The 26,218-nt window shown below is 23.5% G+C and carries 21 protein-coding genes and 2 tRNA genes; 13 read left to right on the top strand and 10 right to left on the bottom strand.

The genetic code is table 4. The features are described from left to right. The first annotated feature begins 6 nt into the window (after positions 1 to 6). Genes EXC47_RS01795 through EXC47_RS01775 form a run of 5 tightly spaced genes read left to right on the top strand, consistent with a single transcriptional unit; the run spans position 7 to position 4,277 of the window. Positions 7 to 399 (top strand): iron-sulfur cluster assembly scaffold protein, encoded by a 393-nt coding sequence (locus tag EXC47_RS01795; RefSeq protein ID WP_223211700.1) that lies wholly within the window; start codon positions 7 to 9, stop codon positions 397 to 399. After that, positions 392 to 1,624: a Y-family DNA polymerase gene (locus tag EXC47_RS01790; protein WP_129646551.1), complete on the top strand. Its 1,233-nt coding sequence runs from the start codon at positions 392 to 394 to the stop codon at positions 1,622 to 1,624. Before EXC47_RS01795 ends, EXC47_RS01790 begins: the two co-directional genes overlap by 8 nt. A gap of 15 nt (positions 1,625 to 1,639) precedes the next feature. Further along, positions 1,640 to 2,740, top strand: coding sequence for a nicotinate-nucleotide adenylyltransferase (locus EXC47_RS01785; protein ID WP_129646549.1), 1,101 nt, complete (start codon positions 1,640 to 1,642; stop codon positions 2,738 to 2,740). Position 2,741: 1 nt separating this feature from the next. Continuing rightward, complete coding sequence (locus EXC47_RS01780) at positions 2,742 to 3,482, top strand: pseudouridine synthase (RefSeq protein ID WP_129646547.1); 741 nt, start codon at positions 2,742 to 2,744, stop codon at positions 3,480 to 3,482. Further along, complete coding sequence (locus EXC47_RS01775; RefSeq protein ID WP_220096567.1) at positions 3,483 to 4,277, top strand: DUF5378 family protein; 795 nt, start codon at positions 3,483 to 3,485, stop codon at positions 4,275 to 4,277. Between the two features lie 1,411 nt (positions 4,278 to 5,688). Here EXC47_RS01775 and EXC47_RS01770 read toward each other — a convergent pair. Genes EXC47_RS01770 through EXC47_RS01755 form a run of 4 tightly spaced genes read right to left on the bottom strand, consistent with a single transcriptional unit; the run spans position 5,689 to position 10,518 of the window. After that, positions 5,689 to 7,431: a hypothetical protein gene (locus EXC47_RS01770; RefSeq protein WP_129646543.1), complete on the bottom strand. Its 1,743-nt coding sequence runs from the start codon at positions 7,429 to 7,431 to the stop codon at positions 5,689 to 5,691. Then, entirely contained in the window at positions 7,424 to 8,314 is an 891-nt protein-coding gene (locus tag EXC47_RS01765; RefSeq protein ID WP_129646541.1) for an ABC transporter permease, read from the bottom strand. The genes EXC47_RS01770 and EXC47_RS01765 overlap by 8 nt, the downstream gene beginning before the upstream one ends. Then, positions 8,307 to 9,146, bottom strand: a complete 840-nt coding sequence (locus EXC47_RS01760; RefSeq protein ID WP_129646539.1) for an ABC transporter permease — start codon at positions 9,144 to 9,146, stop codon at positions 8,307 to 8,309. Before EXC47_RS01760 ends, EXC47_RS01765 begins: the two co-directional genes overlap by 8 nt. Beyond that, on the bottom strand, positions 9,130 to 10,518 hold the full coding sequence (locus tag EXC47_RS01755) for an ABC transporter ATP-binding protein (protein ID WP_129646537.1): 1,389 nt from the start codon (positions 10,516 to 10,518) through the stop codon (positions 9,130 to 9,132). Before EXC47_RS01755 ends, EXC47_RS01760 begins: the two co-directional genes overlap by 17 nt. Before the next feature lie 334 nt (positions 10,519 to 10,852). Between EXC47_RS01755 and pepF the strand changes: the two genes are divergently transcribed. The 4 genes from pepF (at position 10,853) to EXC47_RS01735 (ending at position 17,634) form a co-directional block, all read left to right on the top strand. Continuing rightward, positions 10,853 to 12,685, top strand: coding sequence for an oligoendopeptidase F (gene pepF / locus EXC47_RS01750; protein ID WP_129646535.1), 1,833 nt, complete (start codon positions 10,853 to 10,855; stop codon positions 12,683 to 12,685). A 74-nt stretch (positions 12,686 to 12,759) separates the two neighbouring features. Next, positions 12,760 to 14,586, top strand: coding sequence for an ABC transporter ATP-binding protein (locus tag EXC47_RS01745; RefSeq protein WP_129646533.1), 1,827 nt, complete (start codon positions 12,760 to 12,762; stop codon positions 14,584 to 14,586). 13 nt (positions 14,587 to 14,599) lie between these two features. After that, positions 14,600 to 16,444, top strand: a complete 1,845-nt coding sequence (locus EXC47_RS01740; RefSeq protein ID WP_129646531.1) for an ABC transporter ATP-binding protein — start codon at positions 14,600 to 14,602, stop codon at positions 16,442 to 16,444. A gap of 479 nt (positions 16,445 to 16,923) precedes the next feature. Then, on the top strand, positions 16,924 to 17,634 hold the full coding sequence (locus EXC47_RS01735; RefSeq protein WP_129646529.1) for an MAG0920 family protein: 711 nt from the start codon (positions 16,924 to 16,926) through the stop codon (positions 17,632 to 17,634). Positions 17,635 to 17,781: 147 nt separating this feature from the next. On the opposite strand, the gene EXC47_RS01730 is transcribed toward EXC47_RS01735, so the two are convergent. From EXC47_RS01730 to EXC47_RS01705, 5 genes are all read right to left on the bottom strand, one after another. Next, positions 17,782 to 20,121 carry a DEAD/DEAH box helicase family protein gene (locus tag EXC47_RS01730; protein ID WP_129646527.1) on the bottom strand — a complete coding sequence of 780 codons (2,340 nt, stop codon included), beginning with the start codon at positions 20,119 to 20,121 and terminating at the stop codon, positions 17,782 to 17,784. Then, positions 20,108 to 21,436 carry a site-specific DNA-methyltransferase gene (locus EXC47_RS01725; RefSeq protein ID WP_223211718.1) on the bottom strand — a complete coding sequence of 443 codons (1,329 nt, stop codon included), beginning with the start codon at positions 21,434 to 21,436 and terminating at the stop codon, positions 20,108 to 20,110. The genes EXC47_RS01730 and EXC47_RS01725 overlap by 14 nt, the downstream gene beginning before the upstream one ends. A gap of 5 nt (positions 21,437 to 21,441) precedes the next feature. Continuing rightward, on the bottom strand, positions 21,442 to 21,828 hold the full coding sequence (locus tag EXC47_RS03980) for a type III restriction endonuclease subunit M (RefSeq protein ID WP_129646523.1): 387 nt from the start codon (positions 21,826 to 21,828) through the stop codon (positions 21,442 to 21,444). A gap of 118 nt (positions 21,829 to 21,946) precedes the next feature. Beyond that, a tRNA-Lys gene (locus EXC47_RS01710) sits at positions 21,947 to 22,022 on the bottom strand. Between the two features lie 26 nt (positions 22,023 to 22,048). Next, positions 22,049 to 22,135 (bottom strand) — tRNA-Leu (locus EXC47_RS01705). A 321-nt stretch (positions 22,136 to 22,456) separates the two neighbouring features. On the opposite strand from EXC47_RS01705, the gene rpsP reads away from it, so the two are divergent. The 3 genes from rpsP to rplS are packed head-to-tail and all read left to right on the top strand — an operon-like array spanning position 22,457 to position 23,774. Beyond that, positions 22,457 to 22,726: a 30S ribosomal protein S16 gene (gene rpsP / locus EXC47_RS01700; RefSeq protein ID WP_129646521.1), complete on the top strand. Its 270-nt coding sequence runs from the start codon at positions 22,457 to 22,459 to the stop codon at positions 22,724 to 22,726. Positions 22,727 to 22,729: 3 nt separating this feature from the next. Next, on the top strand, positions 22,730 to 23,434 hold the full coding sequence (gene trmD / locus EXC47_RS01695; protein ID WP_129646519.1) for a tRNA (guanosine(37)-N1)-methyltransferase TrmD: 705 nt from the start codon (positions 22,730 to 22,732) through the stop codon (positions 23,432 to 23,434). Next, entirely contained in the window at positions 23,424 to 23,774 is a 351-nt protein-coding gene (gene rplS, locus EXC47_RS01690; RefSeq protein WP_129646517.1) for a 50S ribosomal protein L19, read from the top strand. The genes trmD and rplS overlap by 11 nt, the downstream gene beginning before the upstream one ends. A gap of 228 nt (positions 23,775 to 24,002) precedes the next feature. Here rplS and rmuC read toward each other — a convergent pair whose 3' ends face one another. After that, on the bottom strand, positions 24,003 to 25,370 hold the full coding sequence (gene rmuC, locus EXC47_RS01685; protein ID WP_129646515.1) for a DNA recombination protein RmuC: 1,368 nt from the start codon (positions 25,368 to 25,370) through the stop codon (positions 24,003 to 24,005). A gap of 112 nt (positions 25,371 to 25,482) precedes the next feature. Here rmuC and EXC47_RS01680 point away from each other — a divergent pair, with 112 nt between their 5' ends. After that, positions 25,483 to 26,199 carry a phosphorylase family protein gene (locus EXC47_RS01680; RefSeq protein WP_129646513.1) on the top strand — a complete coding sequence of 239 codons (717 nt, stop codon included), beginning with the start codon at positions 25,483 to 25,485 and terminating at the stop codon, positions 26,197 to 26,199. Positions 26,200 to 26,218: the final 19 nt, after the last annotated feature.

Here is a 26,218-nt window from a genome sequence, read left to right as displayed (position 1 = left end):
TTAATAATGAAGCATTATTTAAATCCTAAGTATAAAAATGAAAACATTAAAACTAAGTTTATAAAACACGGAGAATCATGTGCAGACTACTTAGAGTTTGATTTTGAACTGCAAGAAAATGTTATTAAAAATTTAATTTTTAATGGTTCTGGATGTGCATTTTTTATAGCTTCAACAGATATGTTAATAAACAAAATAAATGGTATGACAAAAAATGAAGCCATTTCATTTATACAACTTTATAAAAGATTATTAGAAGGTGAAAAATTAATTGATGAAGAGTACAATAAATTAGGGGAATTAGTTGTATTTGATAATGTTCATTTGCATTATAATAGATTAAATTGTACTTTAATGCTAGCGAGACCTCTTTTAGAAGATTTAAACAAAAATGAGTAATAAAGTAATTTTTCATATTGACTTTGATTCTTATTTTGTAAGCGCACATAGAACAGTAGATTTTAGTTTAAAAAATAAACCAGTTGGTGTAGGAAAAAAAGGAAGTAAATCTATTTGTTCTAGTATAAGTTATGAATTAAAAAATAAAGGTGTAAAAGTTGCTTGACCAAAATTTAAAATTTTGCAATATGAACCAAATACAATTTTTGTTGAACCCAATTTTGATTTATATATAACTTTATCAAATAAAATTTTTGATTACATTTCAAAAAAATATTCAAAATTAATTGAAGTTTTTTCAATAGATGAATGTTGATTAGATGTAACTGATTTAACAAATATTGATAACTCTTTATTTTACGCAAATATAATAAAAAAAGACATTTTGGAAACTTTTGATATACCTATTAGTATTGGCATAAGTTACAATAAATTTTTAGCAAAAATGAGTTCTGATTTAGCAAAGCCATTTGGAATAACTTTAACAAAAAAAGAGGATATAGAAAAAAATATTTGAAAATTACCTATTGAGAAATATTTTGGTATTGGGAAATCTAGTTCAGTAAAATTAAGAAACATAAAAATAAATACAATTGAAGATTTAGCAAAATCGTCTCATTTAGATCAAAATATTTATAATATTTTTGGGAAAAGAACTCAAAAGTATATAAATGAAGCTAATGGAATATCTTCGGATGAACTTGAATTAGAACATAATGAATTAAAAGAAATAGGTAATGAAGTAACTTTTTCTGAAATAGATATTGATGATAAAAAAGATATTTATAAAATAATAAAAATGCTTTCAGAAAAAGTTTCTCATAGAGCATATAATAGAAGTATGTTAGCGACGGTAATATCGTTTTTAGTAAGGAATAATGAAGGAAAATGATATTCTAAGCAAATAACTTTCAAAAAACCTACAAATGATTTTGAATTTATTTATAAAACTTCAATTAAATTATTTGACAAATATTGAAATGAAGAATTAATCAAAGGCGTTGGTATAAGACTTAAAAATTTAATTTTTGAATTCGATTACTATAAACAATTAAATTTATTTGAAGATTATAAAGAGGATAATAGCAAAATAAATAATTTAATTAGAAATATAAATAATAAGTTTAAAAAATCAGTTCTTAAGACCGGATATCAATTTGAAAGAGAAAAAACAAAAAATAGTATACAATCAAGATATATTCAAAATGATATTTTAAAAAAATAAGTAAAGGTAAAAATTATGAAAATAGGATTATTTGGAGGATCTTTTGATCCTGTCCATTCTGGACATATAAAAATTGCAGAGTTTGCATATGATAATTTAAATTTAGATAAAATTTATTTTATACCTGCAGCAACAAACCCTTTTAAAAAAGGTAAAAAAATAGCTGATTCTCATCATAGAGTAAATATGTTAAATTTAGCTTTAGAAAATTTTAAAGGAAATTATGAAGTTTCTCTTTTTGAAATAAAAAGAGGTGGAATGAGTTATACCTTTGAAACAATCAGGTATTTTAAAAATAAATATCCAAATGATGAACTTTTTTTTATAATGGGTTCTGATAGTTTAGCAAAATTTAATAAATGAGAATTTGTTGATGAAATGGTTTCAAAATGTAAATTTGTTGTTTATAAAAGAGAAAAAAATTTTAACAAAATTAATGCTAAAAAATATAATATAAAAATAATGAATAACCCTATTTTAGAAGAGTCTTCAACAAAAGTAAGACAAGGTTCTCTACAATATACACCTTTAAAAGTTAATGAATATATTGGAAATAATTTTTTATATGCAAAAGAAATTGTACATTCAATTTTATCTCAAACAAGAGCAAAACATTGTGTAGCGACAGCTGAATTTGCAGCTGAATTTGCTAAAATTGCAAAATATGATGCAAAAAAGGCTTATTATGCGGGATTATTTCATGATATTTGTAAAGAACTATCAGAACAAGATTCTAGAGAATTTATAAAGCAATTTGATAAAGATGCATATGATAAAAATAAATATCCAAAATATAAACTCCATCAAATTTGTGGAGCTCTTTGATTTAAATATATTTATATGAACAATGATGAAGAAATATATAATGCAATTAGAATTCACACTTCTTTAGATAATGAACTAAATACCCTAGATAAAGTTTTATTTGTTGCTGACAAAATATGCGACGGAAGAGCATTTTCTGGTGTTCAAAAATTAAGAAAAGAAGTAATGATTGATTGTTTTGAAGGGTTTAAAAAAGTCGTAAAAATAAATTATGATTTTAATGTTGAAAAAGGTATAACTTTTACTGAAGAACAACAAAAAATATATGATAAATGAATGGAAAAAGAATAATATGTCAGAACTTATTAGAGTACAAAAACTTTTAGCTCAAGCTGGTATAGCTTCAAGAAGGAAAATCGAAGAATATATTGAAAAAGGTTTAGTTAAAATAAATGGTATTGTTGCTAAACTTGGTGATAAAGCTGACATAAACGACGAAATTAAATTTAATAATCAAATTGTTACTTTTAATTCTACAAACTTTGTTTACTTTTTACTAAACAAACCTGAGAAAACAATAACTACAGTAAAAGATCCAAAAGGTAGAACTACGGTAGTTGATTTAATTGATACCAATGAACGTATTGTTCCTGTTGGGAGATTAGATTATAATACAACAGGTACATTATTATTAACTAATGATTTAGAACTAGTTAATAAGCTTACACACCCAAAATATGAAATACCAAGGATGTATCGTGCAAGAATAGATTCTCCTTTAAATAAAAGAGCATTTGACAAATTAAACTCTGAAAAAGGAGTTTTGGTAAATGACAAATTATCATTTCAAAATGTATTACAAGTTGATACAAAAAGTTATTTAATAGAACTACACGTCGGATCATATCATCATATTAAAGAATTATTTAAAGCAGTAAAACACGAGGTGATAAATTTAAAAAGAGTAAGTTATGCTAATTTAAACGTAGAAAAACTGCCTTTAGGTGCTTATAGAAAATTAACATTAAAAGAGATTAAAGATTTAAAATTAATCATTGCAAATGCTGAAAAACAATTAGAAAAGAAAAAATAAATGTATATATCATTATTTTTTACAGCAACTTTTTCTTTTTTTATATTAATAGTGCTTATTTCATATAAATTTAAAGAAATTTTATTAAATCATGCTAGTAAAATATTAATTGGCATTTTTATGCTTGCGTATTTTTCTATATTAAGGTGAGTTCCTAATATAAAAGATTTTATCAATAATGAAAATCCAAGTAGCATAAGTATTAGTAGGACGTTTTTATTAGATTTATGTCCAGCTATGTTTGTTGCTTTATCCTTGGTTTTAGTTTTTGATTTCAAAAATAAATTATTACCTTATTTCTCTGTTGCAGCTTTTATTTGTGGTTTTATTACATATATTTTTGTTCCTATTACAGAAAGTTATGTTGTTAAGGATTCATCTTCCTTATTAGATTATAAATACTTATTCATTGGCACTGATGCTAATAAAATGTATTTTATGATGCATTATCAATTAATGTTATTTGGTTTTATTTATTTTATATTGACTCCAAAATTTAAATTAATAACTTTATTTAATATATCAACCGGATTATTTATTTATATGTTATATGTTATATTTATTTCTAGATTATATAATGTAACTCAAAATGCTACAGGTTTAGTTGAATTTGACTGATCTGAATACGGTGAATATTCTGTTTTAGGGTCTAAATTCGGTAATAATATTTGACTAAATTCATTTATTTATATAATAGTATTTTCAATATTATGTTTATTGATTAGAATATCTATTTATCCAATTATTTTTACTAAAAAATCTATTTTACTTAAAAAAGAATTAAAAAAAATATAAATTAAAATAGCTTAAAGAGCTATTTTTTTGCTCTTTTAAAAATATAAAAAAGCAACCGAAATGTATTCGTTTACTTAAGTTAAATAATTAATTATTATTTAATACTTCACTTTTTTAATTTAAATTACTATTTTTGTTATATTCAAGTAATTCTTTGTGATAGTTTAATATTTCATCTTCAGTTTCTAATAATTCTTTTTAATTTCTTTTAATTTAGGGATTATATGTGCTTCTAATTCGCTAATTGGTGCAAGAGAGTTTGCTGGTCTAACCAATATTATTAAAAAAATAATCTCTATATTTTTTATCAAAAAATAAGATTTTAATAACTTCTTTATTTGAATCTTTATTATTAGTTCCTAAACCAAAAGTTTTAATTTTATTTTTTTCTTCATTTTTTATATAAAAATTACTTATTAAAAAAATGTTATTTTCTTTTAAAATTTTTTCAATCTTTATACCTTTTAAAAAAATGTTTTTAAATTCTTTTTTAAAAAATGTATGAAGCTCACTATCGCTTTTAAGGTATTTTGTTGTTTCGTAAAAATTACTATAATAATTAGCCTTACTATAAATTTCACTTAGTTTTGAATACTTATATATATTTTCAAATTCTTCAATATTTTTTATAACTATATATTCATCATTATAAAATTTACTGTTATGATTAGGAAGTGAATCTAAATATTCGACTATGTTACTTGAATATGGTTTATTTAAATTATCAATTTTTTGTCTTTTAATTAAATCACGTATTTCATTTACTTTTGAGTCATCAATTTTGGATTCTTTTGTTTTATTGATAGTTTCTCCACTGTCGCCTTTGTTTTTTTATAACATTACAAGAAGAAGATAAAAAAGTTATACTAGTAAAAAACCAAAGGAAATTAATTTCTTTTTATTCATTATTACCTCTTATTAAATAAGATAAAGTTATTTTATTTTTAGTTAATAAAACTATTGTTAAAATTATTAACTACATTATAATTAGCATTTTCATCAAAAACATCAGGAAAATTTTATAAGATTTTAACTTCAATAGATTTTTTGAATATTATTATCTTTTTTGGAATTGATATTTGAGCTAATGAAAAAACTTGGCAAAAATAATGTATTCATTAGTGTAAATAATAAATTAATTTTTTTCTTTTCATATTTATCTCCTTAATTTAATTTTATTATTATTATTTTAATTAAAATATTAAGATAAATAAATATGTGAAAAAAGTATGAAAAATAAGCCCAAGATTTTAGCTATAAAATTATATAACCTATAATTTGTTATAATTTTATAGCTAAAAAAGTACAAATATTTATTTTTAATAATTTTTTAATAATATGTAAACAAAAACTTATATAAGTCTAATATAAAAATAAACCACTTTGAAAACTACAAAGTGGTTTTTAAATATTAATTTTTTAAAAGTTTATCATAATAAGCATTAATTAATGCTTGTGTAGTTTGATCTACAGGAGAAATAGCAACATGTTTTACATTATATGTTATTTCTTTTCATTCTTTGAAATAAGTACCTTCTGGATTATTTGAGTCATATTTATGACCGATTGTATATTTATCTTTTATAGAAAATAAATTTCTTTGATAGTTAACTAAATAATCATTAAAATATTGATCAGCTTTTTCATCAAGTGGATCATTGAATGCATGATTATAGGCATAATCAAATACTAAATTAAATGCTGGTGTATATCTAACATAGTCAAAGTTTAAATATGATCCATATGCTGAATAAACCTCAGAAGTATAACCTTCTGTATCATTATTTTTTGAAACTATGTTATCAACATTATCTTGATTTCATTTATCTTTTGATTTGTCTAGTCCACCCATATAAGATTCTTTTGCAGAAGTTATAACTTGTTCAACAACTTCATCACTAGCATCATTTGTAATAACTAATCCATCAATTAATAAAATATTAACGCTTGGTCTAATAAATTTAACTGTTCCATCTGGAACTTTTGATCCTTCAACATTATCTCTAGAAATTAATGCATCTAAAGCATCTCCATTATAAATAATACCTACATTTGTGTTTTTAGTAGGATCAATTAAAGTGTTTAATAAATCCTGTCCATTTCCTGAAGTTCTAACGTGTTTTGTATTTGTAATATCAAAACTAGTCCCTCTTTTAAATAAATCAACAAATTGTTGTATAAGTCTTTCATATAGAGGTTTTGTATCATCCTTATCACTTCTAGCTTCACCTGTAGGTTGACTTTCTATTTCATTTGTTTCAGAATTTAATGTGTAAGATGAACCATAAATCATATTATCTCTTACAGCGTCTGTATATTCAAAATATTCTAAACCTTGATTTTTTATTATTTGTAACGCATCAAGCATTGAAATTGTTTCATCTTTGCTTTTAGAAAATGCTTCATATAGAGCTTTATTTACATTAGTTTCAATTTCTTTATGCATTGCATCAAAAAACGGTCTTACAGCATTTGAATAATTTTCATTTTGAACACTTTGTTCTAATGTTTCATCAAAACTTTCATTTGAATTATAATCGTACTTATAGGTTTTTGCATATTTTTCTAATTTAAGTGGATTATATGCTATAACCATGTCTTGTTGGAAATAAGGGATAAAGTATTCATATAAATGTTTTTGTACTGTAATGATTTTACCGTTTTCATCTTTTAAAGGGTTTCCATTTTCATCATATTCAGGAGAATCCTTTAAATAATTATCATAAGATTTTAGGTGATTAAAAACAGTTGGTGTTAAAAGATTTTGTAAATTTTCTTCTGTTGTTAAAGAAGTGTTTCAATTTTCACCAAACATATTTTTAAAGTCTTTTTGGGTAAATTTTCTTAATCTACTTCCAAAACCATCTCCGCCTTTAACAAGTCTAGCAGCTTGCGCATCACTACCTATTCCTGCAACAGACTTATGTGTAAGAATAGCTCTAGTAAATTCATTAATAGTTCCGAATTCCTTATATTCAAAGTCTTGGTTTAATCTTTCTTGAATTTTAGGGTCAATATAAGATTGATAGTTGAAGAAAACAGGTTTAAATTTATTTGTAGTTTTATAAACTATTAAGCCAGCAACAGAAGCAATTGCTGCAACAGACACTACAGGAACTGCTACTGTTTTTATAAATTTATTAAATTTACTCATTTTCCCCTCTTATAGTGCTTTTATTAACATTTTTTTCTTCAAACAATGTTAATACTTGATTTTGATCTTGAATTATTTTTTTATTTTTAATTTTCTTAGCTGTTATAGATTTAAAAGTTATATAAGCAATGTTTCCTATTAATACAAAAACTAGTATTCCTGCACCAACAACTAAACCTCAACCTTTAAATTGTCCTTCATATAATTTTGTCCCTAGAGTTGAAGTATTTGAAACAGTTCTAAGAATAATGAAATCATCAAAACTTAAAAAAGCTGCTACTAAACCTGCAAAAATAATTGAAGGCAACATATAAATGAAATAAGTCTTAAATCAAGATCTTACTTTACCATATCCTAAATCTTGAGCTGCTTCAAATTGATTGCCATTGAATTTTTCACTTCTTGGTAACATTATTGTTATACCATAAGGAAGAGCCATGATGGTTTGTCCTACTATACCTCTTCAAATTCCCTCACTATAAGATCCTAAAACACCGAAAAGAATTCCAAAAACTAATACTAAACCAATTGCAGTAATATTATCTGGATTAATTAAAGGAATGTTATTAATAGACATAATAGCTTGATTAAGTTTTTTATTTCTTTGTCTTCACATACCAAAAACTGTAATTAAACTTATTGTGATAACTATAACACTAACTGATCCGGCTATTATTAATGAGTTAACTAATGCATTTAGTCTGCCTTCTTCAAAAAAGGTACTTCAATGTTCAAATGTTTTTCCGTTTCATGTTGTAGATATAAAACCTTTATCAGTTGGTTTATTAAAAGAATAAACAACAACAAAAAATAATGGGATATAAACACAAGCTAAAATTAAGTGAATGTAAATTGAACTAAATCATTTTCTAAATTTACTCATAATTACCACCTCTTTTTAGTTTGATTATTAATTTTGGAACAAAATTTATAATTGCGTATGAACCTATAAATACGGCTGATACAACTAAAACTAAAGTAGTTCCTATTGCTATTTCTGCTTTATTAGCAGGGTTTGTATATTTATTAATTAATTCACCGATAGTTTGTAATTGACTACCATCTGGTAATAATTTTTCACTGATAACAAATGTTGTAGCACTTGATAAGAAGATTAACCCTAAACCACTTAAAATAGCCTTAGAACAATAAGGTAATATAACTTTAAAAAATGTTTTAGTGTGGTTATATCCTAAATCACTTGAAGCTTCTAAAATGTTATTTGGCATATCTTTAATAACAGAATATAAAGGCATAATCATATAAGGTAAATTTAAATAAGTTAAACCTAAAACCATAAATCAAATAGCGTTTAGATCATTTTCTGTTGGTGCTATTGTTAAGAAAAATCCCTTTATTGCATAAATTTTAGCAATTGTAAAAATTACCATTGGACTTAATATTAAGCTTAATGCGTAAATTTGAACCACTTTGTTTTTAGTTCTTGCAATAAAGTAAGAGTAAGGGAAAGCAATGAAAAGTGAAATAATTGCTGAAAGAACTCCAATTAATAAACTTCTTCCAATTTTATCTCATGTTTTTGTATCTCTTACTAAAATTGTAGGATCAATACCATTGTCTCCTGTGTGAACAAAGGCATTTATAATTATTAAAATTATAGGGATAAAAACTAATAAGATAGCAATTAATAAATAAGGAAGTACTAATAAACTTCTTTTATTTAAATTATGCTTAAATCTAGTTTTTGAATTCATTAGTTGAATAATCTCACTTGCTATCTTTTTCCATTAAGTGAACAGAATCAATTGTTCAACTAATTTGTACAGTTTCCCCTAATTCGAATTTTTTAGATGTTTCAACATAAATAGTATCATTATTATTTAAAATAATTTTTAAGTAGTAATAACTACCACGGTAAGCAATATCTACTACATTACCTTTTAATCTATTTGTAGCTTTTGAAGTAGAATCTGCATCAGAAATGATATCTATATCTTCTGGTCTAATTAAAACGTCAACTTCTTGTTTATCTTTAAAATCGTCTTCATTGTGTATAGTTTTAAATTTATTTCCTAAAAAACTTACAGTAGCATCTTCAGAATGGAAAATACCATTATAAATATTTGAATCACCGACAAATGAAGCAACTCATTTGTTTACTGGATAGTCATATATAGCTTTAGGTGTATCGTATTGTTCAATTTTTCCACCTCTCATAACAGCTACTTTATCTGAAAGTTCAAGAGCTTCATCTTGGTCGTGAGTAACAAAAATAAATGTTAAACCTAATTTCTTTTGAACGGTTCTTAATAAAACTTGCATTTTTTGTCTAATTTTAGCATCTAGAGCACTTAATGGTTCATCAAGTAGTAAAATTGATGGTTCGATAATTAAACTTCTTGCTAAGGCAACACGTTGTTTCATACCGCCACTTAGCTCAGAAATAGCTCTTTTTTCATTGCCTTCTAAACCAACTAATTTAACAATTTCTGAAACCTCTCTATTAATTTCTTCTTTTGTTAATCTACGTTTTAAATATCTATTTTCAAAACTTTCGGTTTGTTGTTGCACATAGTTTTCTCAATATGAATAGTTAAAATCAGATTTATCTAATCATTTTTGAATTCTTCTATATGAAAAAGTATTTTCTTTTAGTTTTGACATATCTTCTTCATATTTAGCCTGTAATTTTTGCAAATTAGCTATTTTAGATTGAGCTATCTTTGATCATTCAGCTTGTTTTACTTTTAATAATTTTTCATATTTTTCATTTACAGTTTCTCTTGGTATTCTTTTAAGAGGCATCGCAAATTTAATATTTCCTTCAACATTTAAATGAGGAAATAAAGCGTAATCTTGAAAAATAGTTGACAAATCACGTTTATGTGGTGGAAGATCTTTAATATCTAAACCTTCAAATAAAATTTCACCACGAGTTGGTTTTTCAAAACCGGCTATAAGTCTTAAAATTGTAGTTTTACCACTTCCTGATGGACCTAGCAATGTAACAAAATCACCTTTGTTAATTTTTAAGTCTACATTGTCTAAAACTATTTTATTGTCAAATTCTTTAACAATTTCTTTAAGTTCAATAATATGTTGTTCCTTGTTTTTAACAGAACTCATTTTTCTCCTTGTTAGTATTTAATTAATGTACTTATATAAATACAAAAATAGAAAATAAAATTGGAAGTTATAATCCAACCAAATGGTTATTAATTAATTTTTATTATTATTTTTTAAAAAAAGGTAAGGAGGAATTGTCGAATAAATATTTTGTATATTCGATAACATAAAAAGGTAATGATGGGTTAACATCATCATTAAAATTTAAAAGTACGAATTTTGACTTAAAGTCATCCATTTTTAAATTTTCTATTTTCATATTTCAACAATTTTATACAATATATTTAATATTGTAAAAAAATAAAAAAATATTTTTGTAAATGAGGAAAAAACTATGAAAAAAATTGATTCATATGATAAAGTTGACAAAAAGTATAAATTTGACTTAGATGATATTTTAAAAGATAAAACTATTGAAGAATTATTTAGCGAATATTTAGATTTATCAAAAGAGATGATAAGAATTAAAGATTCAAAATATAATGATATTGAAAGTTATATTTCAGCTTTAAAGTTTGAAGATGAAGTAGCAATTCTAACAAATAAAATTAGTAATTATTTAAGTAATAAAAGTAATATTAATTTAGTTGATCCTGAAATTAAAAAATTAGAAGCACAATCACAAAAAATATTTGAAGAATTTATAAATGAATTTGGTTCAGAAACAAACAGATTTTATGCTAATATTGAAAAAATAAAAAGTTGGATTGATGATCCTAGATTATCTGAATATAAAAATAGTTTAATCGAACTAATTAATAATAAAAAACATAAATTATCTAATGATGTAGAAGAATATATTATTAAAACAAGTGTTTCAACTCCTTCATTAGAAAATATATTTGATATACTAAGTGATTCTGAATTAGTCTATGAAAAAGTTAAATTAGGCAAAAGAAAATTTATATTAGATTCAGTGAGTTATTCAAAATTAATAAAAAACAAAAATAAAGATATAAGAAAACAAGCTGTTGATAATTTTAGAAAGGCAAAACTAGTTCACAAAGAGTCATTCACTAATTTATTATACGATCATTTAAAAATGATAACTGTCGAAGCAAAAACAAGAAATTATAAAAATTCAATTGAAATGCTATGTTATTCTGATAAAGTTGAAAATACAATTTTAGAAAAATTATTTGAAAATGTTAAGAAAATAAAAAGCGATATTTATGAATATAATAAAAGTCACAAAAAATTTTATGAATTAAAATTTAAAGATAAATATGATTCAAAATATGATTTTGCAAGAGAATTGATAAAAGTTAAAAATAATTATTCAATTGAAGAAATACAAAAAATAATTCTAGAAGCATTTAAACCATATGGTGATGAATACTATAACACTATAAAAAAGGCTTTTAATGAAAATTGAATAGACTATATGAGCGTTAATAATAAAATATCAGGAGCATATTCTATTGGAGAATCATACGGAGTAGATAAAAAATATATTTTAATGAATTATGATGGAGAGTTTGAATCATTAGAAACATTAGCTCATGAATTAGGACATTCAATGCATTCTTATTTTTCAGATAAAAATAATAGTTATGTTAATTCTATGTACACAATATTTTTGGCAGAAATAGCTTCTACTTTTAATGAATTAATATTATATGATTATTTATTAAATAATTCAAGAACTGATGAAGAGAAATTTTATTTAACTTCAAAAATAATAGATAATTTTATTGGCACAGTTTATAAACAAACTATGTGAGCTGAATATGAATACAATTTATATGATAAAATTGAAAAAAATGAAATAAGTCCAAGTTATAGTGAATTTGCTAAAACTTATTATGAAGTTACAAAAAAATACATTAAAAAAAGCTTAAAGTATAATGAACAAAATAATATAGCAGCAGTTACTGTACCTCATTTTTATTATGGTTTTTACGTATACAAGTATGCTATAGGTCTTTTAGTATCAAACTTCTTTTTTAAAAAATATAAAGAAAATAAGAATTTTTTAAAAATTTATATTAAAGAATTTTTAAGTTCTGGTTCTAGATATTCAACTTTAGAAACTTTAAAAAGATTAGAAGTAGATTTACTAAGTGAAGATTTTTACAACGAGGCAACAGCTTATTTTAAAACACTTGTAGATCAATATTCTACTTTAGGTAATAAAATTTTTAAACAAAAGAAAAATAAAATATAGTAGAACTATATTTTTTTATATAATATAAAATATTTATTTATGTACTAAAAGTACTAATTATGTAAGGAGGAAATATGATAAAAATGCTTAAAATTTTACCAGCTAGAATAAAAACGATTTTTATTGTTGGTGCTTTTTTAGTTTTAATTTACGTTTTATCAAATATATTTTTGCCTAACTTAATTGGTTCATATATTAAATTAATGATAAGTAAAAAAGGAGAACCTTTTACTATATCATTTTTTAATAATTTGATTGCACCTCAAAGTTGGCAAAATGTACCATATGATACTGCGTTTAAATGGTTAACAGTTGCAATTGTTGTCCAAACTTTAGTTACAGCTCTTTTAGCTTTATTATCGACAATTGTTATTATTTATGCGTCAGAGGAAAGTAGCTATTTTTATAGAGTTAAATTATTTAATAGTATACAAAAATTATCTTTAAAAAACATAGCTGATTTAAAATCCGAATCAATTATTACTAGAGTTTCAAATGATATTGCAATATTTTGAGAATTCTTAGTAAACGGTACAACTATTATGATTAAAGGTATTTTCTTAATAATGGGTGGTATTGTCTTTTCATTTTTAGTTGATTGAAAAATGGCTTTAACAATCGTAGCTATAATTCCAGTTGTAGCTATAATGGTAGTAATAATAGGAATTACAACAAGTCCATTATTAAAGAAAACTCAAAAAGTTGTTGAAGAAGTAACAAAAACAATTGGTGAAAATATTTCTGGTATAAGACTTATAAAAACTTATAACTTAGAAGAAAAAAGAATGAATAAGATTACTGAAATAAATAGCAGATGACATAAAATTCAATATAAACAAGCAATGATTTTTAATGTTGCGTTTCCTATTTTTTTCATGGTATTAAATTTATTAATGATTGGAATTTTTTCAATAGCAGCAAATAATGCTAACTTTTTAAAATCTAATGGATTGCAAAATGATGCAGCCGAATTAGAAAAATATAAAATTTTAATTGCTAATATAAATATTTTTGTTGATTATTTATTTTTAATGGCTGGTGGAATAATATTGATGCTTATGTTTTTAGGCTCATTCTTTAAAGCAAGAGTTGCTTCTTTAAGAATTATTGAAATTATCGAATACAAAGTAGATGATCTTTATGTAAAAGAAGGCAAAATACTTCAAAATTATGATATTGAAGTTAATAAATTAAGCTTTAAATACTATGAAACAGCTCCGAACTATTCTTTATTAGATGTTAATTTTAAAATTCCTTTTGGAAAAACACTAGGAATAATAGGTCCTACAGGATCTGGTAAAAGTACATTAGTTAACTTATTGATGAACAATTATATTTATAGTGAAGGTTCAATAAAAGTCGGTGGAGAAGAATTAAGAGAAATTAACACTAAGAATTTACATGATTCATTAGGAATAATTTATCAAGATGCTTTATTATATTCTGGAACAATTAAGTCAAATCTTTTATTTGCAAAAGAAAATGCAACAGAAGAAGAAATAAAAGAAGCCTTAGAAAATGCTTGTGCTAGCGAATTTATTTCTAAATTTGAAGATGGCATTAATCATCCTGTTTCTCAAGGCGGCCGTAATCTTTCTGGTGGACAAAAGCAAAGAATTAGTATTGCAAGAACACTTTTAAGAAAACCAAAAGTTTTAATTTTGGATGATTCAACAAGTGCTTTAGATAATATTACAACAAAAAAAGTTATTGATAATATCAGAAATAAATATGACTGCACAACAATTATAGTAAGTCAAAAAATTGGTGCTATTAAAAATGCTGATAATATACTTGTTTTATCAAACAACGGTTTTGTTTTAGATCAAGGTACACATAATAAATTATTAGAAACTTGTGATTTTTATAAACAAATATATGAAACACAATTAGAACAATAATAAAGGAGGATGCATGAAAAAAGAAAACAAAAAAGTAGAACGTAAAGCATCAACCTTTGGATTGATAAGAGAAACATTTAGATTAATGGGTTCAAAGTCAGGAATATTAAAATGAGGTATTTTTATTTCATTTCTACAGTCATTATTTTACACAACAGGTACAGCTATGACTGGTATAATAGTCGAAAAATATCTTTCAGATCCTAATAAATTTGATTTATTTTATTTTGTTTTATTATGTTCTTTAATGGGCGCTGCATTTTTGATTTACGGAGTTTTAAGAATAGTACAAGGTAAATTATTTATAACAAGTGCATATAATGTAGCTTCAAGAATGCGCGAAATCGCTTCACAAAAATTACTATTAATGCCTATTTCATATCATGATAAGCAAAAAGCTGGTGATCATATATCAACTTTAACTAATGATATAAATAGTTCAAGTATGTCATTAGTTCAACTACTTAATGAGTCTTTTGGTAACTTTTTCAATGTTTTTATAGCAATAGCTTATATGTTCTTTTATAGTGTTACATTAAGCTCTATTGTTGTTCCAATTAGTTTTATTTTTATTGGAATAAGTTGAATTTTAATAGCTAATGCTAAAAAACCTTATATAAAGGTTACAAATACATTTGGTGAACTAAATGCTTTTGTTGAAGAGATGTTAAAAAATACAAAAATAACTCAAACTTTTGATCAACAAGAAAAAGCTGATAAAGATTTAGAAACAATTGCAAGAAAAATTAAAAAACATTCTTTCTTTGGTGATTTATATGTTAAATTTTTTGACCCTTGATTTGCTGTATTTGGTAATTTTCTAGTTTTAATTATTTTATCTTTAACATTATATTTCTTAGATAATGAAATAAACTTAATAGGTATTTTTAAAATAGAAAATACAGGAGATACAATAGGTTTAAGACCTGGAGCTGGTTTTATTGTTGGATATATTAATTTATTGTTTAATTACACAACTACAGTTCAAGTTTTCTTCAATGTTATATTCTCAATTCAAGTTGGTGTTGCTTCAACTCAAAGAATATTTAAACTTTTAGACTTAGAAGTTCCTTCACCAATCAAAAATCCAATATATTTACAACCTAATATGCGTGGATATATTCAATTTGAAAATGTTTATTTTAAATATGATAAAAATTCTGAAAAATATCAATTAAAAAACGCTAGTTTTTATGCTAAACCCGGACAAACAATTGCTATTGTAGGTCCTACTGGAGCAGGCAAAACTACAATAATAAACTTATTAAGTAAGTTTTATGATTACGATGAAGGCTCTATAAAAATAGACGGAATAGAATTAAGAAGTATTCCTAAGGAAAATTTACGTGATTATATGGCTGTTGTTTTACAGGATTCATTCTTATTTAACGATACAATTATAGACAATTTAAAAGTTTCAAACCCATATGCTAATAAATCAGACATAATAGAAGCTGCTAATATAACTAATGCTCATAGTTTTATTTTAAAGAACGAAAATGGTTATGAAACAATGATAGAAAACAATGGCTCAAATCTTTCACAAGGTGAAAAACAACTTCTTTCAATTACTAGAGCTATATTAGGCGAAAAGAAAATGTTGATTCTTGATGAAGCCACAAGTAATGTTGACTCAAATACTGAAAAAATTATTCAAACTGCTTTAAATAAACATATTTTAAAAGGCAAAACAAGCTTTGTTATAGCACATAGATTAAGTACTATAAGAAACGCTGATTTAATTTTAGTAGTAAATGATGGTGAAATTATAGAAAAAGGTAGCCACGATGAGTTAATGGAAAGAAAAGGATATTACTGAAATCTACATCAATCACAATTTGATTCATTAGAACAATAATTATTTAATACTCTTATAAATAAGTATCTAAATTTCAATTAATATATTAATAAGTGACCAAATATATTTTGGTTACTTATTTTAAAAAAATATCATTAAAAACACTAATGCAATAAACGAAAATCTTATTTAATTAAAGTTTTATACTAAATTAATATTAGTGTTTTTTGTTTAAAAAAGTTTACTTATAAAAAAATAGTTTATTATTATTTTATACAAATTTAATTATTTTTTTAGATTAACAACTGTAAATATTTCTAGCTCTTTAACAGCTTCTATTTCTACAGGGAATAATTTTAAACAGCAAGATATTATTAATTTATTTAAGAATCATTATAAATAAAAAAATATTTATGAAATGTTTGAATATTCTATTTTTAATTAAATTTATGAAATTTAAAAAGAGTTAATGACTCAATAAAAGACACAATATATAAGAAATGCAAGATTTTCTATTTTAGAAAACAATTTAGGATAACATGAATACATTACAAATTTTACAAATAATATTAATTTCAATTTTGTTGTTTTTAGTAATTTCCAATACTATATATTTATTATTACCAAAAAATAGATGATATATTTATGCTTTTACGAATTCTAAAAAATACGTCATAAAGCACAAGTTTAAAGTTAAAGAAGAATTAATTTTACATTATAAAAAAGCATCTTTAAATTTTATTATTTTTTCATTTTCAATTTTAATTTTTAATATATTTGCATCAATTTTTTTATTTACCCTATTACTTTTAAATAAAGAGGACTGAATTATATTTATATCTCTTCCAATTTTTTTGTATATTTTAGTAGCAATTTTTATAATATTTATATTTAATATTAAATGATTTGTTGGTATTAAAAAATGATATAAATGAAATAAAAATTTAAATGATAATAGTTTAATAGAAAAAACTATTGACATAAATTCAACTGAAAAACAATTAGATGTTTCCATTAATAAATACAACTTTGTTTTATCTAAAAGTCAAAATAAATTTATTAATTCGGATATGCTTTATTTTAGTAATATTTACAATAAAAAATTTGCAAAACAACCTTTGGAAAAACAAAAAATAATAGTTTATATGATTTTAGCAATAAACTGTGAAAATACTTTATTATTAGAAGATAGAAGTAAATTAAATATAAATATGTTTAAAAATGTTTGTTTAAAATATAAAATAATATAACTTTATATAAATTGAGAATAAAAAATAACCAAATGCCAATTATAGGAAAACTTTTGGATTTTCACTAAGCTGTTTTGGTTATTTTTATTTAAATTTCTCAATGTAATTAAATTTACTAAAAATTTGCTATTTTACCATTGTAAAAAATTATAATAAATCATAAAGATCATTAATTGACTTGCTTTTTATTTTATCATGTATTGAAAGTTCATTAGGATCAGTGTTAGAAAGTTTGTTATCTAATTCTTTTATTGTGCTTGAACCAGCTATATGAATTAATTCATTTTTAACATCGACTAAAGCAATAGCAAGAGTTAAATTTATTTTAGAATTTTTATTTTGTTGAATGTACTTTTTATATTCTTTTCAAAGCAATAATGTTTTATTTTCATCTATATCATTATTGTAAGTTTTAATTTCTAAATAAATAAAATGATTATTATGTTTTATTAAAAAATCTGGATAACTATTTGCTATTTCATAACCGTTTATAGATTTAAAAAAGTATTCAAAATTAACACCATTATAAGTAGGATTTTTAGTTCATATTTTTATATTATTTTTCTCTTTATCCATTTTTCTAATTAAATAATTCAAGTTTTTAACAAATTCTTTTTCAGCTTCAGAATCTGTGTTTAAAATAGGCATTTCATTATTAAATTCTCTATATGCAAATTTTTGATTTGTATTAGTAGTTAGATTTTCAGTTATTTTTTCAATTAAATATTCTGGCAAATGTTTTTCAAATTCTAATCTATATTCAATTTCGTTTTGATCTAATTGATTTTGTATATTTTTATTATATTTTTCTTTAAAATAATTAAATTTATTCTTTATAATGATGAATCAAAATAAAGTATTATCTATTTTATTTTTTAGATTCAAATTATAAAAGTCATTTAATTTATTTTTAATATTTTTTGTTAAAAATTTCTCATTTAATTTTAATTGTTTAATGTTATAAAGCTCAATTTGAATTTTATTTAACAATTTAATATCTATGAATTCTTTATTACCATAATATTTTTTATCAGCTACTATAAAATTATTTTTGCTAAATTCATAATTTATTTCATCCATTTTCATTTCAAAATAATTTAGATTATAGTTATCAATTTCGTCTAAAATATCTTTTTCATAGGTTTCAATGTTGAAAACAGAGTTAGATTTTACGTTTTTTAATGAACCATAAACAAACTTTTCATTTTTAAAATCATCTTTTAAAAACAATGTTTTTTGATCGTTTATTTCCCTATCTACATTACTGTAAATAAAATATTTATTTGCAATTGAATTGTGCATGAAATTAAAGCTTGGATTAGGGTTTCTTTTTATTCTACCTATAGTCTGTATGCTTAAGTTTTTTGAAGAAACATTTCTTAATTTAACAAGCATACAAGCTCTAGGTATATTTCATCCAGTAGCTGGACCTACTTTAAAAATAATTACATCTATAGCTGAATTATTTTTTGATATATCTCTAAGAGAATAATTTTCTTTCATTCTTAAATTTGATTCTTTATCATTTTGATCAAAATATTTAACTCAGGATAAATTATGTTCGTTCAACTTTTTAATTATTAATTCTAATGTTTCTTTAAACTTAGCTTCTTTTTCAATATCTTTGCTAGTATTATCAATTTGAATCAACATAGCGACATCTATACCAACTAAACCAGGTTCTTTTTCACTATTGTTATATTCTTCTTTTATTTTCTTGAATTTTAAACAAGCTTGTTCTAAAATGGCTTCATTATCAATATTATCAATTTCATTGTTATCGTTTATGCCTTCATTAAAGACTTTTTCGCTTTTTAAAAGTTTTATATTATCATTAGCCAATTCTTTTTCACTAAGTTCTATAAGATCAATACTGTTATCGTTAGGTGTGGCTGTCATTTTTACAATAAAGTGAGCATTTTTTTGCATATTTTCTTCAAAACTAATTTCTTCTTTATAAGTTTTCTTATTAGTATCAGCGCCTATATGCGCTTCATCTCTTATATAAATTAACTTATAATCATTTAATCTAATTTCACCTAAAAAAGCTTCAATTGTACCTTGTTCTCTTAAAATTGAATTGTTTCTAAATGAAGCTCCACCCATTATATACACATTATTTGGTTTAGCAAAAAATTGATAATTTTTTTCAACTTTAGAATTTTTATTAATATTTGAAGGACTTTCAATTCTTGTTATTTTTAAATCATTATTTGATAGATATTGTTTGTATTCATTAAAGTTTTCTTCCATTTGTTTTGGCAATTCCGCGCTTGATAATGTAACAATTACAAAAACTAAATTATCGTTAAAGTTTAGTTTGTTTCATTCGATTAATTTATCAATATAGTTAATCATCATAAATGTTTTGCCAGAGCCAGTTGGGGCTTTAAAATAAACTGAACTAATTTTATTAGTTTCTATACTTTCAATAGTTTTATTTAATAAACTATTTACAACTCTTTCTTGTGAATTAGTTAGATTCATTATTTTCCTTTTCTAAAGGTTTTAATGATGATAAGTCATTTAGCAAATTAATATATTCTTGTTCATTATTTTGATCTATTGAAGTTATTCCAAATTCTTTTAATACATTTATTAATTTATTTGTTAATTCTTTTACATTTATGTCTAAATTATTAGGACTTACGTCAAAATATTCTAATTTAAAAACATTTAAATTAGATTTATATGGTTCGTTTTTGTTAGTTCATTCAAAAGCTTCACCTTTTGTTCCGATTCCATGATTTATTCTATATAATCTTTCATAATTTACATCTATACCTATGTTGTTTTCATTATTTGTTACTAATGTAAATGTTCTATTTCCGCCATCTTCACGGTTTAATTCTAGAACAGCATGAGCTGTTGTTCCGGAACCTGCAAAGAAGTCAAGCACTCTAGCGTTTTTGTTATTTTTAAAATTAATAATTATTTTTAACAATTCAATAGGTTTTGGAAAGGCAAAATCTTTATTTTCTAAAACATTGATTAGCATTCTTTTTCCGGAACTAGTTGTTATATTTCCTTCATTAATTAAATTATTAAAATTATTGCCTTCTTCTCTTGGTATTATTTCTAATTTTTTATTATCAATCTTTACTTTTTCATATGATTTTCTATATGCTTTTCAATATTCATTGCCATCTTTATCTTTTTTCTTAATTATTTCTATAAACCCATTTTTATTAGCAAAATCAAAAGTATTTTTTCCTAATGTATATGAATAAGATCGAGGTTTAATTATATTTCTATAATTTTTAAAAAATGTCCCATCAGGTGCTTCTATTTCATAATCTAATGACTCGCTATATTTAAAAGAACTTTTTGAAGACACATGATCTAAATCTATTAAATTGTATTTACCTCTTTCTTTAAAATATTCATCTATATATTTATAATTTTCTGAAATTATTTCTTGTCTAGAAAATATAACTTTTTCTTTATTTTTTGAATAGCAAAGAATAAATTCAGTTTCAATATCAATTCCATTTTTATCTGAGCCACCTCCAGTATTTTTATTTCTTCATATAAAATTACAAACAAAATTCTCCTCACCAAAAATTTCGTCCATTAACACTTTTAAATAGGCTTGTTCGGTATCATCGATTGAAACAAAAATAACTCCATCATCTTTGAGAAGTTCTTTAGCTAATTTCAATCTTTCATTCATTAAATTTAATCAACCATTACGTGAATATTTATCACGATATACAAATTTATTCGCTTTTATTTCTTCATTGTTATCTGAAACTGCATTTCCATCATTTTTAGTAGCTTCAGTGTTATAAGGAGGGTCAATATAAATTAAATCATATTTATATGAGAGCCCTGCTCTCTCTCCCTCTCTCCCTCTCTCTCTCTCTCTCTCTCGACTATTATTAAATTCTTTAAAGCGTCGTAGTTTTCTCCGATAATTAAAGTATTTTCCTTAGCTTTGTTTTCGTCTAAAACAAAGCTAAGCTCTTCATCTTTTTTAAGAATTGCAATTGTTCTAGAATTAGCTTCTGGAGCTGCATCAAATCTAAAACCTGTTTTAATTCTTTGTGCTATAAATTGAAAAACATATTCTAATTGTTTTTCTTCATCTTTAAATTTTTCTAAAATTTTTATAGCTAAATCTTTTTGATCTTGATTTAACTCTTTAGAAGAAATTTCTTCTATTCTTTCTTTAAAATTTTCAAATAATTTCATTTTTTCTCCTTATAACTTTACAATATTTATTTTACTAAAATCATTAGTATATTTTTAAAAATATAAAAAGTAAAAAAAATAAAAAACAGGCCTAAGCCTGTTGGTCATTTCCATGAAATGGTACGCCCGGGAGGATTCGAACCTCTGACCCAATGGTTAAAAGCCATTTGCTCTACCTGCTGAGCTACGGGCGCATATTTATGTTCTTATAAAGAACATATGGTACCCAGAACTGGACTTGAACCAGCACGAACTAACGTTCGAGGGATTTTAAGTCCCTTGCGTCTACCTATTCCGCCACCTGGGCATTTATAAAATGCTACTTTATTATATTATATTTATGATAAATACAAATAAAAAAATTATTTTTTTTAAATTTGTTAAATATAACAATATTATTATATATGTATTTTTTTATTTTTATATGTAAAAAAAGCATAAAAATATTTTCAATAAATTTTAATTTTTTTAAATAATAATTATTTTAGTATTTTCTAATTTAAAAATAAATTTATTATTTTGTTATAAAAAAATATTTATATATTAAAATATATATGTATCTAAATTGCTGTCAAGCACTTTTACTTGACATTGCAAAATTAAGACGCTTAAATTAATAAGGAGAATTATGGTTAAAATTAGACTAAAACGTTTAGGAAGCAAATTTAATGCTTGCTACAAAATTGTAGTTGCTGATGCTCGTGCACCTCGTGACGGTAGATTCATCGAAGCTATTGGTGAATACAACCCACATACAAAAGCTTTTAGAGTAGATGAAGCTGCAACACAACAATGAATTAAAGATGGTGCTCAAGTAACTCAAACTGTATATAACTTATTTAGAACACATGGTTTAAATAAAAAATTTGCTGAAGCTAAATCAAAAGAAAATAAATAATAAATGAAAATTAATTTTTTAACGCTTTTCCCAAATTATTATGAACCTTTTGTAAATGAGTCAATTATTTTTAAAGCTATCCAAAAAGAAATAATTGATATCAATGTTATTGACTTTAGAGATTTTAGTAAAGACAAACATAAAAAGGTTGATGATGAAATCTTTGGTGGCGGCCATGGTATGTTATTACAAATTGAACCAATAGATCTTGCACTAGAATCACTTAAAAATAGAGGTGGATATAAAATTTTAGTTTCTCCTCAAGGAAAAGTCTTTACTCAAGAAATAGCGAATAAATTATCAAAATATGATCAAATAACCTTTATTTCAGGAAGATATGAAGGATTTGATGAAAGAGTAGTTGATTTAGTGGACGAAGAATTATCTATTGGTGATTACGTTCTAACAGGAGGAGAATTACCTTCTATGGTTATGGCTGATTCTATTGTTAGACTAGTTAAAGGTGTAATAAGAGAAGAAAGTCATGAATTTGAATCATTTCAAGGTATAGGTCTTTTAGAACACCCTCAATACACACGCCCAAGAGATTATAAAGGAATGCTTGTGCCTGAAGTTTTACTTAATGGCAATCATGCTGAAATAGAAAAATGAAAGAAAGAAGCGCAATATAATAAAACGTTAAAAAATAGACCAGATATTATTTTAAAAATAAAAGAAAATTTAGAAAGGACTAAAAATGAGAAATAAATTAATCGAATTAGTAGAATCAAGTCAATTACGTACAGATTTCCCAGAATTCCGTGTTGGCGATAATGTTAAAGTTCACGTACGTATTCGTGAAGGTGAAAAAGAACGTATTCAAATTTTTGAAGGTTTAGTAATTAGCAAAAAAGAATCAGGTACAAGAGAAACATTTACAGTTAGAAAAGTTTCATTTGGTATAGGTGTTCACAGAACATTCCCATTAAACTCACCAATGATTGCACACATTGAAGTTGTTAGATCAAATAAAGTTAGAAGAGCAAAATTATACTACATGAAAAACCGTCAAGGTAAATCAGCACGTCTTAAAGAAATTAAAAGATAATATTAAAAATTTTAATTTAAAACTATTAAATTGAAATTTATGAAATAAAATAGTGACAAGAAGCTATTTTATTTTTTATTTTTATTAATTATCAGGATTTAAAATATAAAATAGAAAATAAAATAATATAACAATTAAATTTCTTAAACTTTAAATTTTCGTTATAAAAACAACCTATAAAATTATTTTAAAAAAACATATTTACCTATTAATAAGGTAAATATGTTTTTAATTATCTTCTATTGTATTATTTTCTTGCTCTAAAGCATTTAATGATTTATTAAATTTTCTATCTGTAAGTTTATTATATATTGTACCAGTATGTCTTCTAACAGTTTCAATTGCTTTTTGTGATTTAGCTATGCTATTATCAGCTTCATCTAATTTTGAATTTATTTCACTATGCTTTTTAACAATTGCATCAACTGCTTCTTTTATTAATTTTATATTATCTTTTAAATGAGCACTTGCAACTGTAATTTTACTATAGTTTATAAAAGTTAAAATTGTTGAAGGTCCTACTATTACAACATTATACTTATTATTTATTTCATAAATTTTTTCTGGATTAGAAAGCAATAATGCATAAACGCTTTCACTAGGAATATACATTAAAGCGTTATCGGTTGTTACACCTTTTATTATATATTTTTTAGAAATAGATTTTGCCATTGAAATAACATCATTAAACAACTCTTTTAAGTAATTTTCTTGCTCGTCTTTATTTTCAGAACTTATGTATTTAATATAATTTTCAAGCGGAAATTTAGAATCAATAGGAAGAAATAAACTTTTATCTTTTTCATAAATTCTAATTGCAAAATCTACAAGTGAATCATCGCCTGATAATTTAAATTGTTTTTCATAATTTCCATTTAATTGATCTTCTAAAATTTGATCTAAATGAAATTCTCCAAAGTTTCCTCTTGTTTTAACTCCAGACATAACTTTATTTAAATTACCAACGTCATCTTGTAATTTTTCAAGTTTTATAATGTCAGAGTCTAATTTTTGAATTTTTTCTCCAACATTTTTAAAATTATCATTTATTTGATTTGTAAGTTTTTCATTAAAGTAACTATCAACACCTGATTTAATATTGTTTAATCCTTCGTTGACCATTTTAGTTATATATTCATTTAATTTAATAAATTCTTCAGTCACTTTTTTATTGTTGTTTTCAACAATTTTTTCAAATAAATTATTATTATCTTTTTCTAAATTTTTTTGAAAATTGATAAAATTTTTTACTGCTTCTTCAAGTTTTATTTCAATGTTTTTTTGATAATCATTTATTTGCAATTGAAGTTTACTTTTAAGATCATTATAATAGTTATTGTTTTCTAAAATTTGTTTATTATTTTCCTTTAATAATTCTGTTTTTTCATTTGATATTCTATTTTCAATTTTATTAAATTCTTCTATTATAAATAATTTAATATTTTTTATAATTTCTTCATTAAAATTATCATTATTTTTTTCTAAATCAACTTTTTTAAAGGGTTTTTTGACAATAAATAAGATTGTAACAATAGTTAAAAAAGTTATCAAAATTATTATTAAAATTAAATTTATTATAAGTAAATTTAAATCCATATTCTCCTCCTAATATTAATTATATATAGAAGAATAGTTAATTATAAAAATTTAAAGATAAAAACTACTTTTTATAAAAAAATTAGAGTAAAATTAATTATCCGGAGGTATTATGTCAATACATATTAATGCAAAGAAAAACGATATAGCAAGAATAGTAATTCTTTCAGGTGACCCAAATAGAATGAAGTTTATGGCTTATAAATATTTAGATGATGTAAAGGAAGTTAGTAATTTAAGAAATGCATCATTTTACACAGGTTATTACAAGGGCAAAAAGATAACTTTTGGTTCACACGGCATGGGACAATATTCAACAGGAACATATGCAAATGAATTATATGTTGAATATGGTGTTGATGTAATTATTCGTTGCGGGTCAGCAAGTACTTATCGTAAGGAATGAAAATTATTAGATCTAGTTATTATAAATAGATCTTATAGTGATAATACAGCAATAAGTATGTTAAATAATAACGAACTTCAAAAAGTATACTATCCAGACAAAATCCTTACAGATGAACTAATAAATAGTGCTAAAAAACTTAATTTTGATTATAAAATAGGAAGTGTTCATTCTGCAGACGTCTTTTATAGTATAAGAAATATTGAGGATACAATTAAGGAAACCGCATCAGATGTTGTTGATGCAGAAAGTTATGCTTTATTTGCGGTTGCAAAAAGATATGGTAAAAAAGCTGCATCTATTTTACAAATTAGTGATATTTTGCCAAATATGGAATTTGTAGATTCTATAACAAGAGAACAAAAATTTAATAAATCATTTGAAACTGTTCTACAAATGATTAGTGATTATAAAGCATTATAATAATGCTTTTTTATAATCT

Source organism: Mycoplasmopsis maculosa (genome assembly GCF_900660665.1).
GTDB classification, from domain to species: Bacteria; Bacillota_I; Bacilli_A; order Mycoplasmatales; family Metamycoplasmataceae; genus Mycoplasmopsis; species Mycoplasmopsis maculosa.
This window is presented reverse-complemented; position numbering and strand designations above follow the sequence as displayed.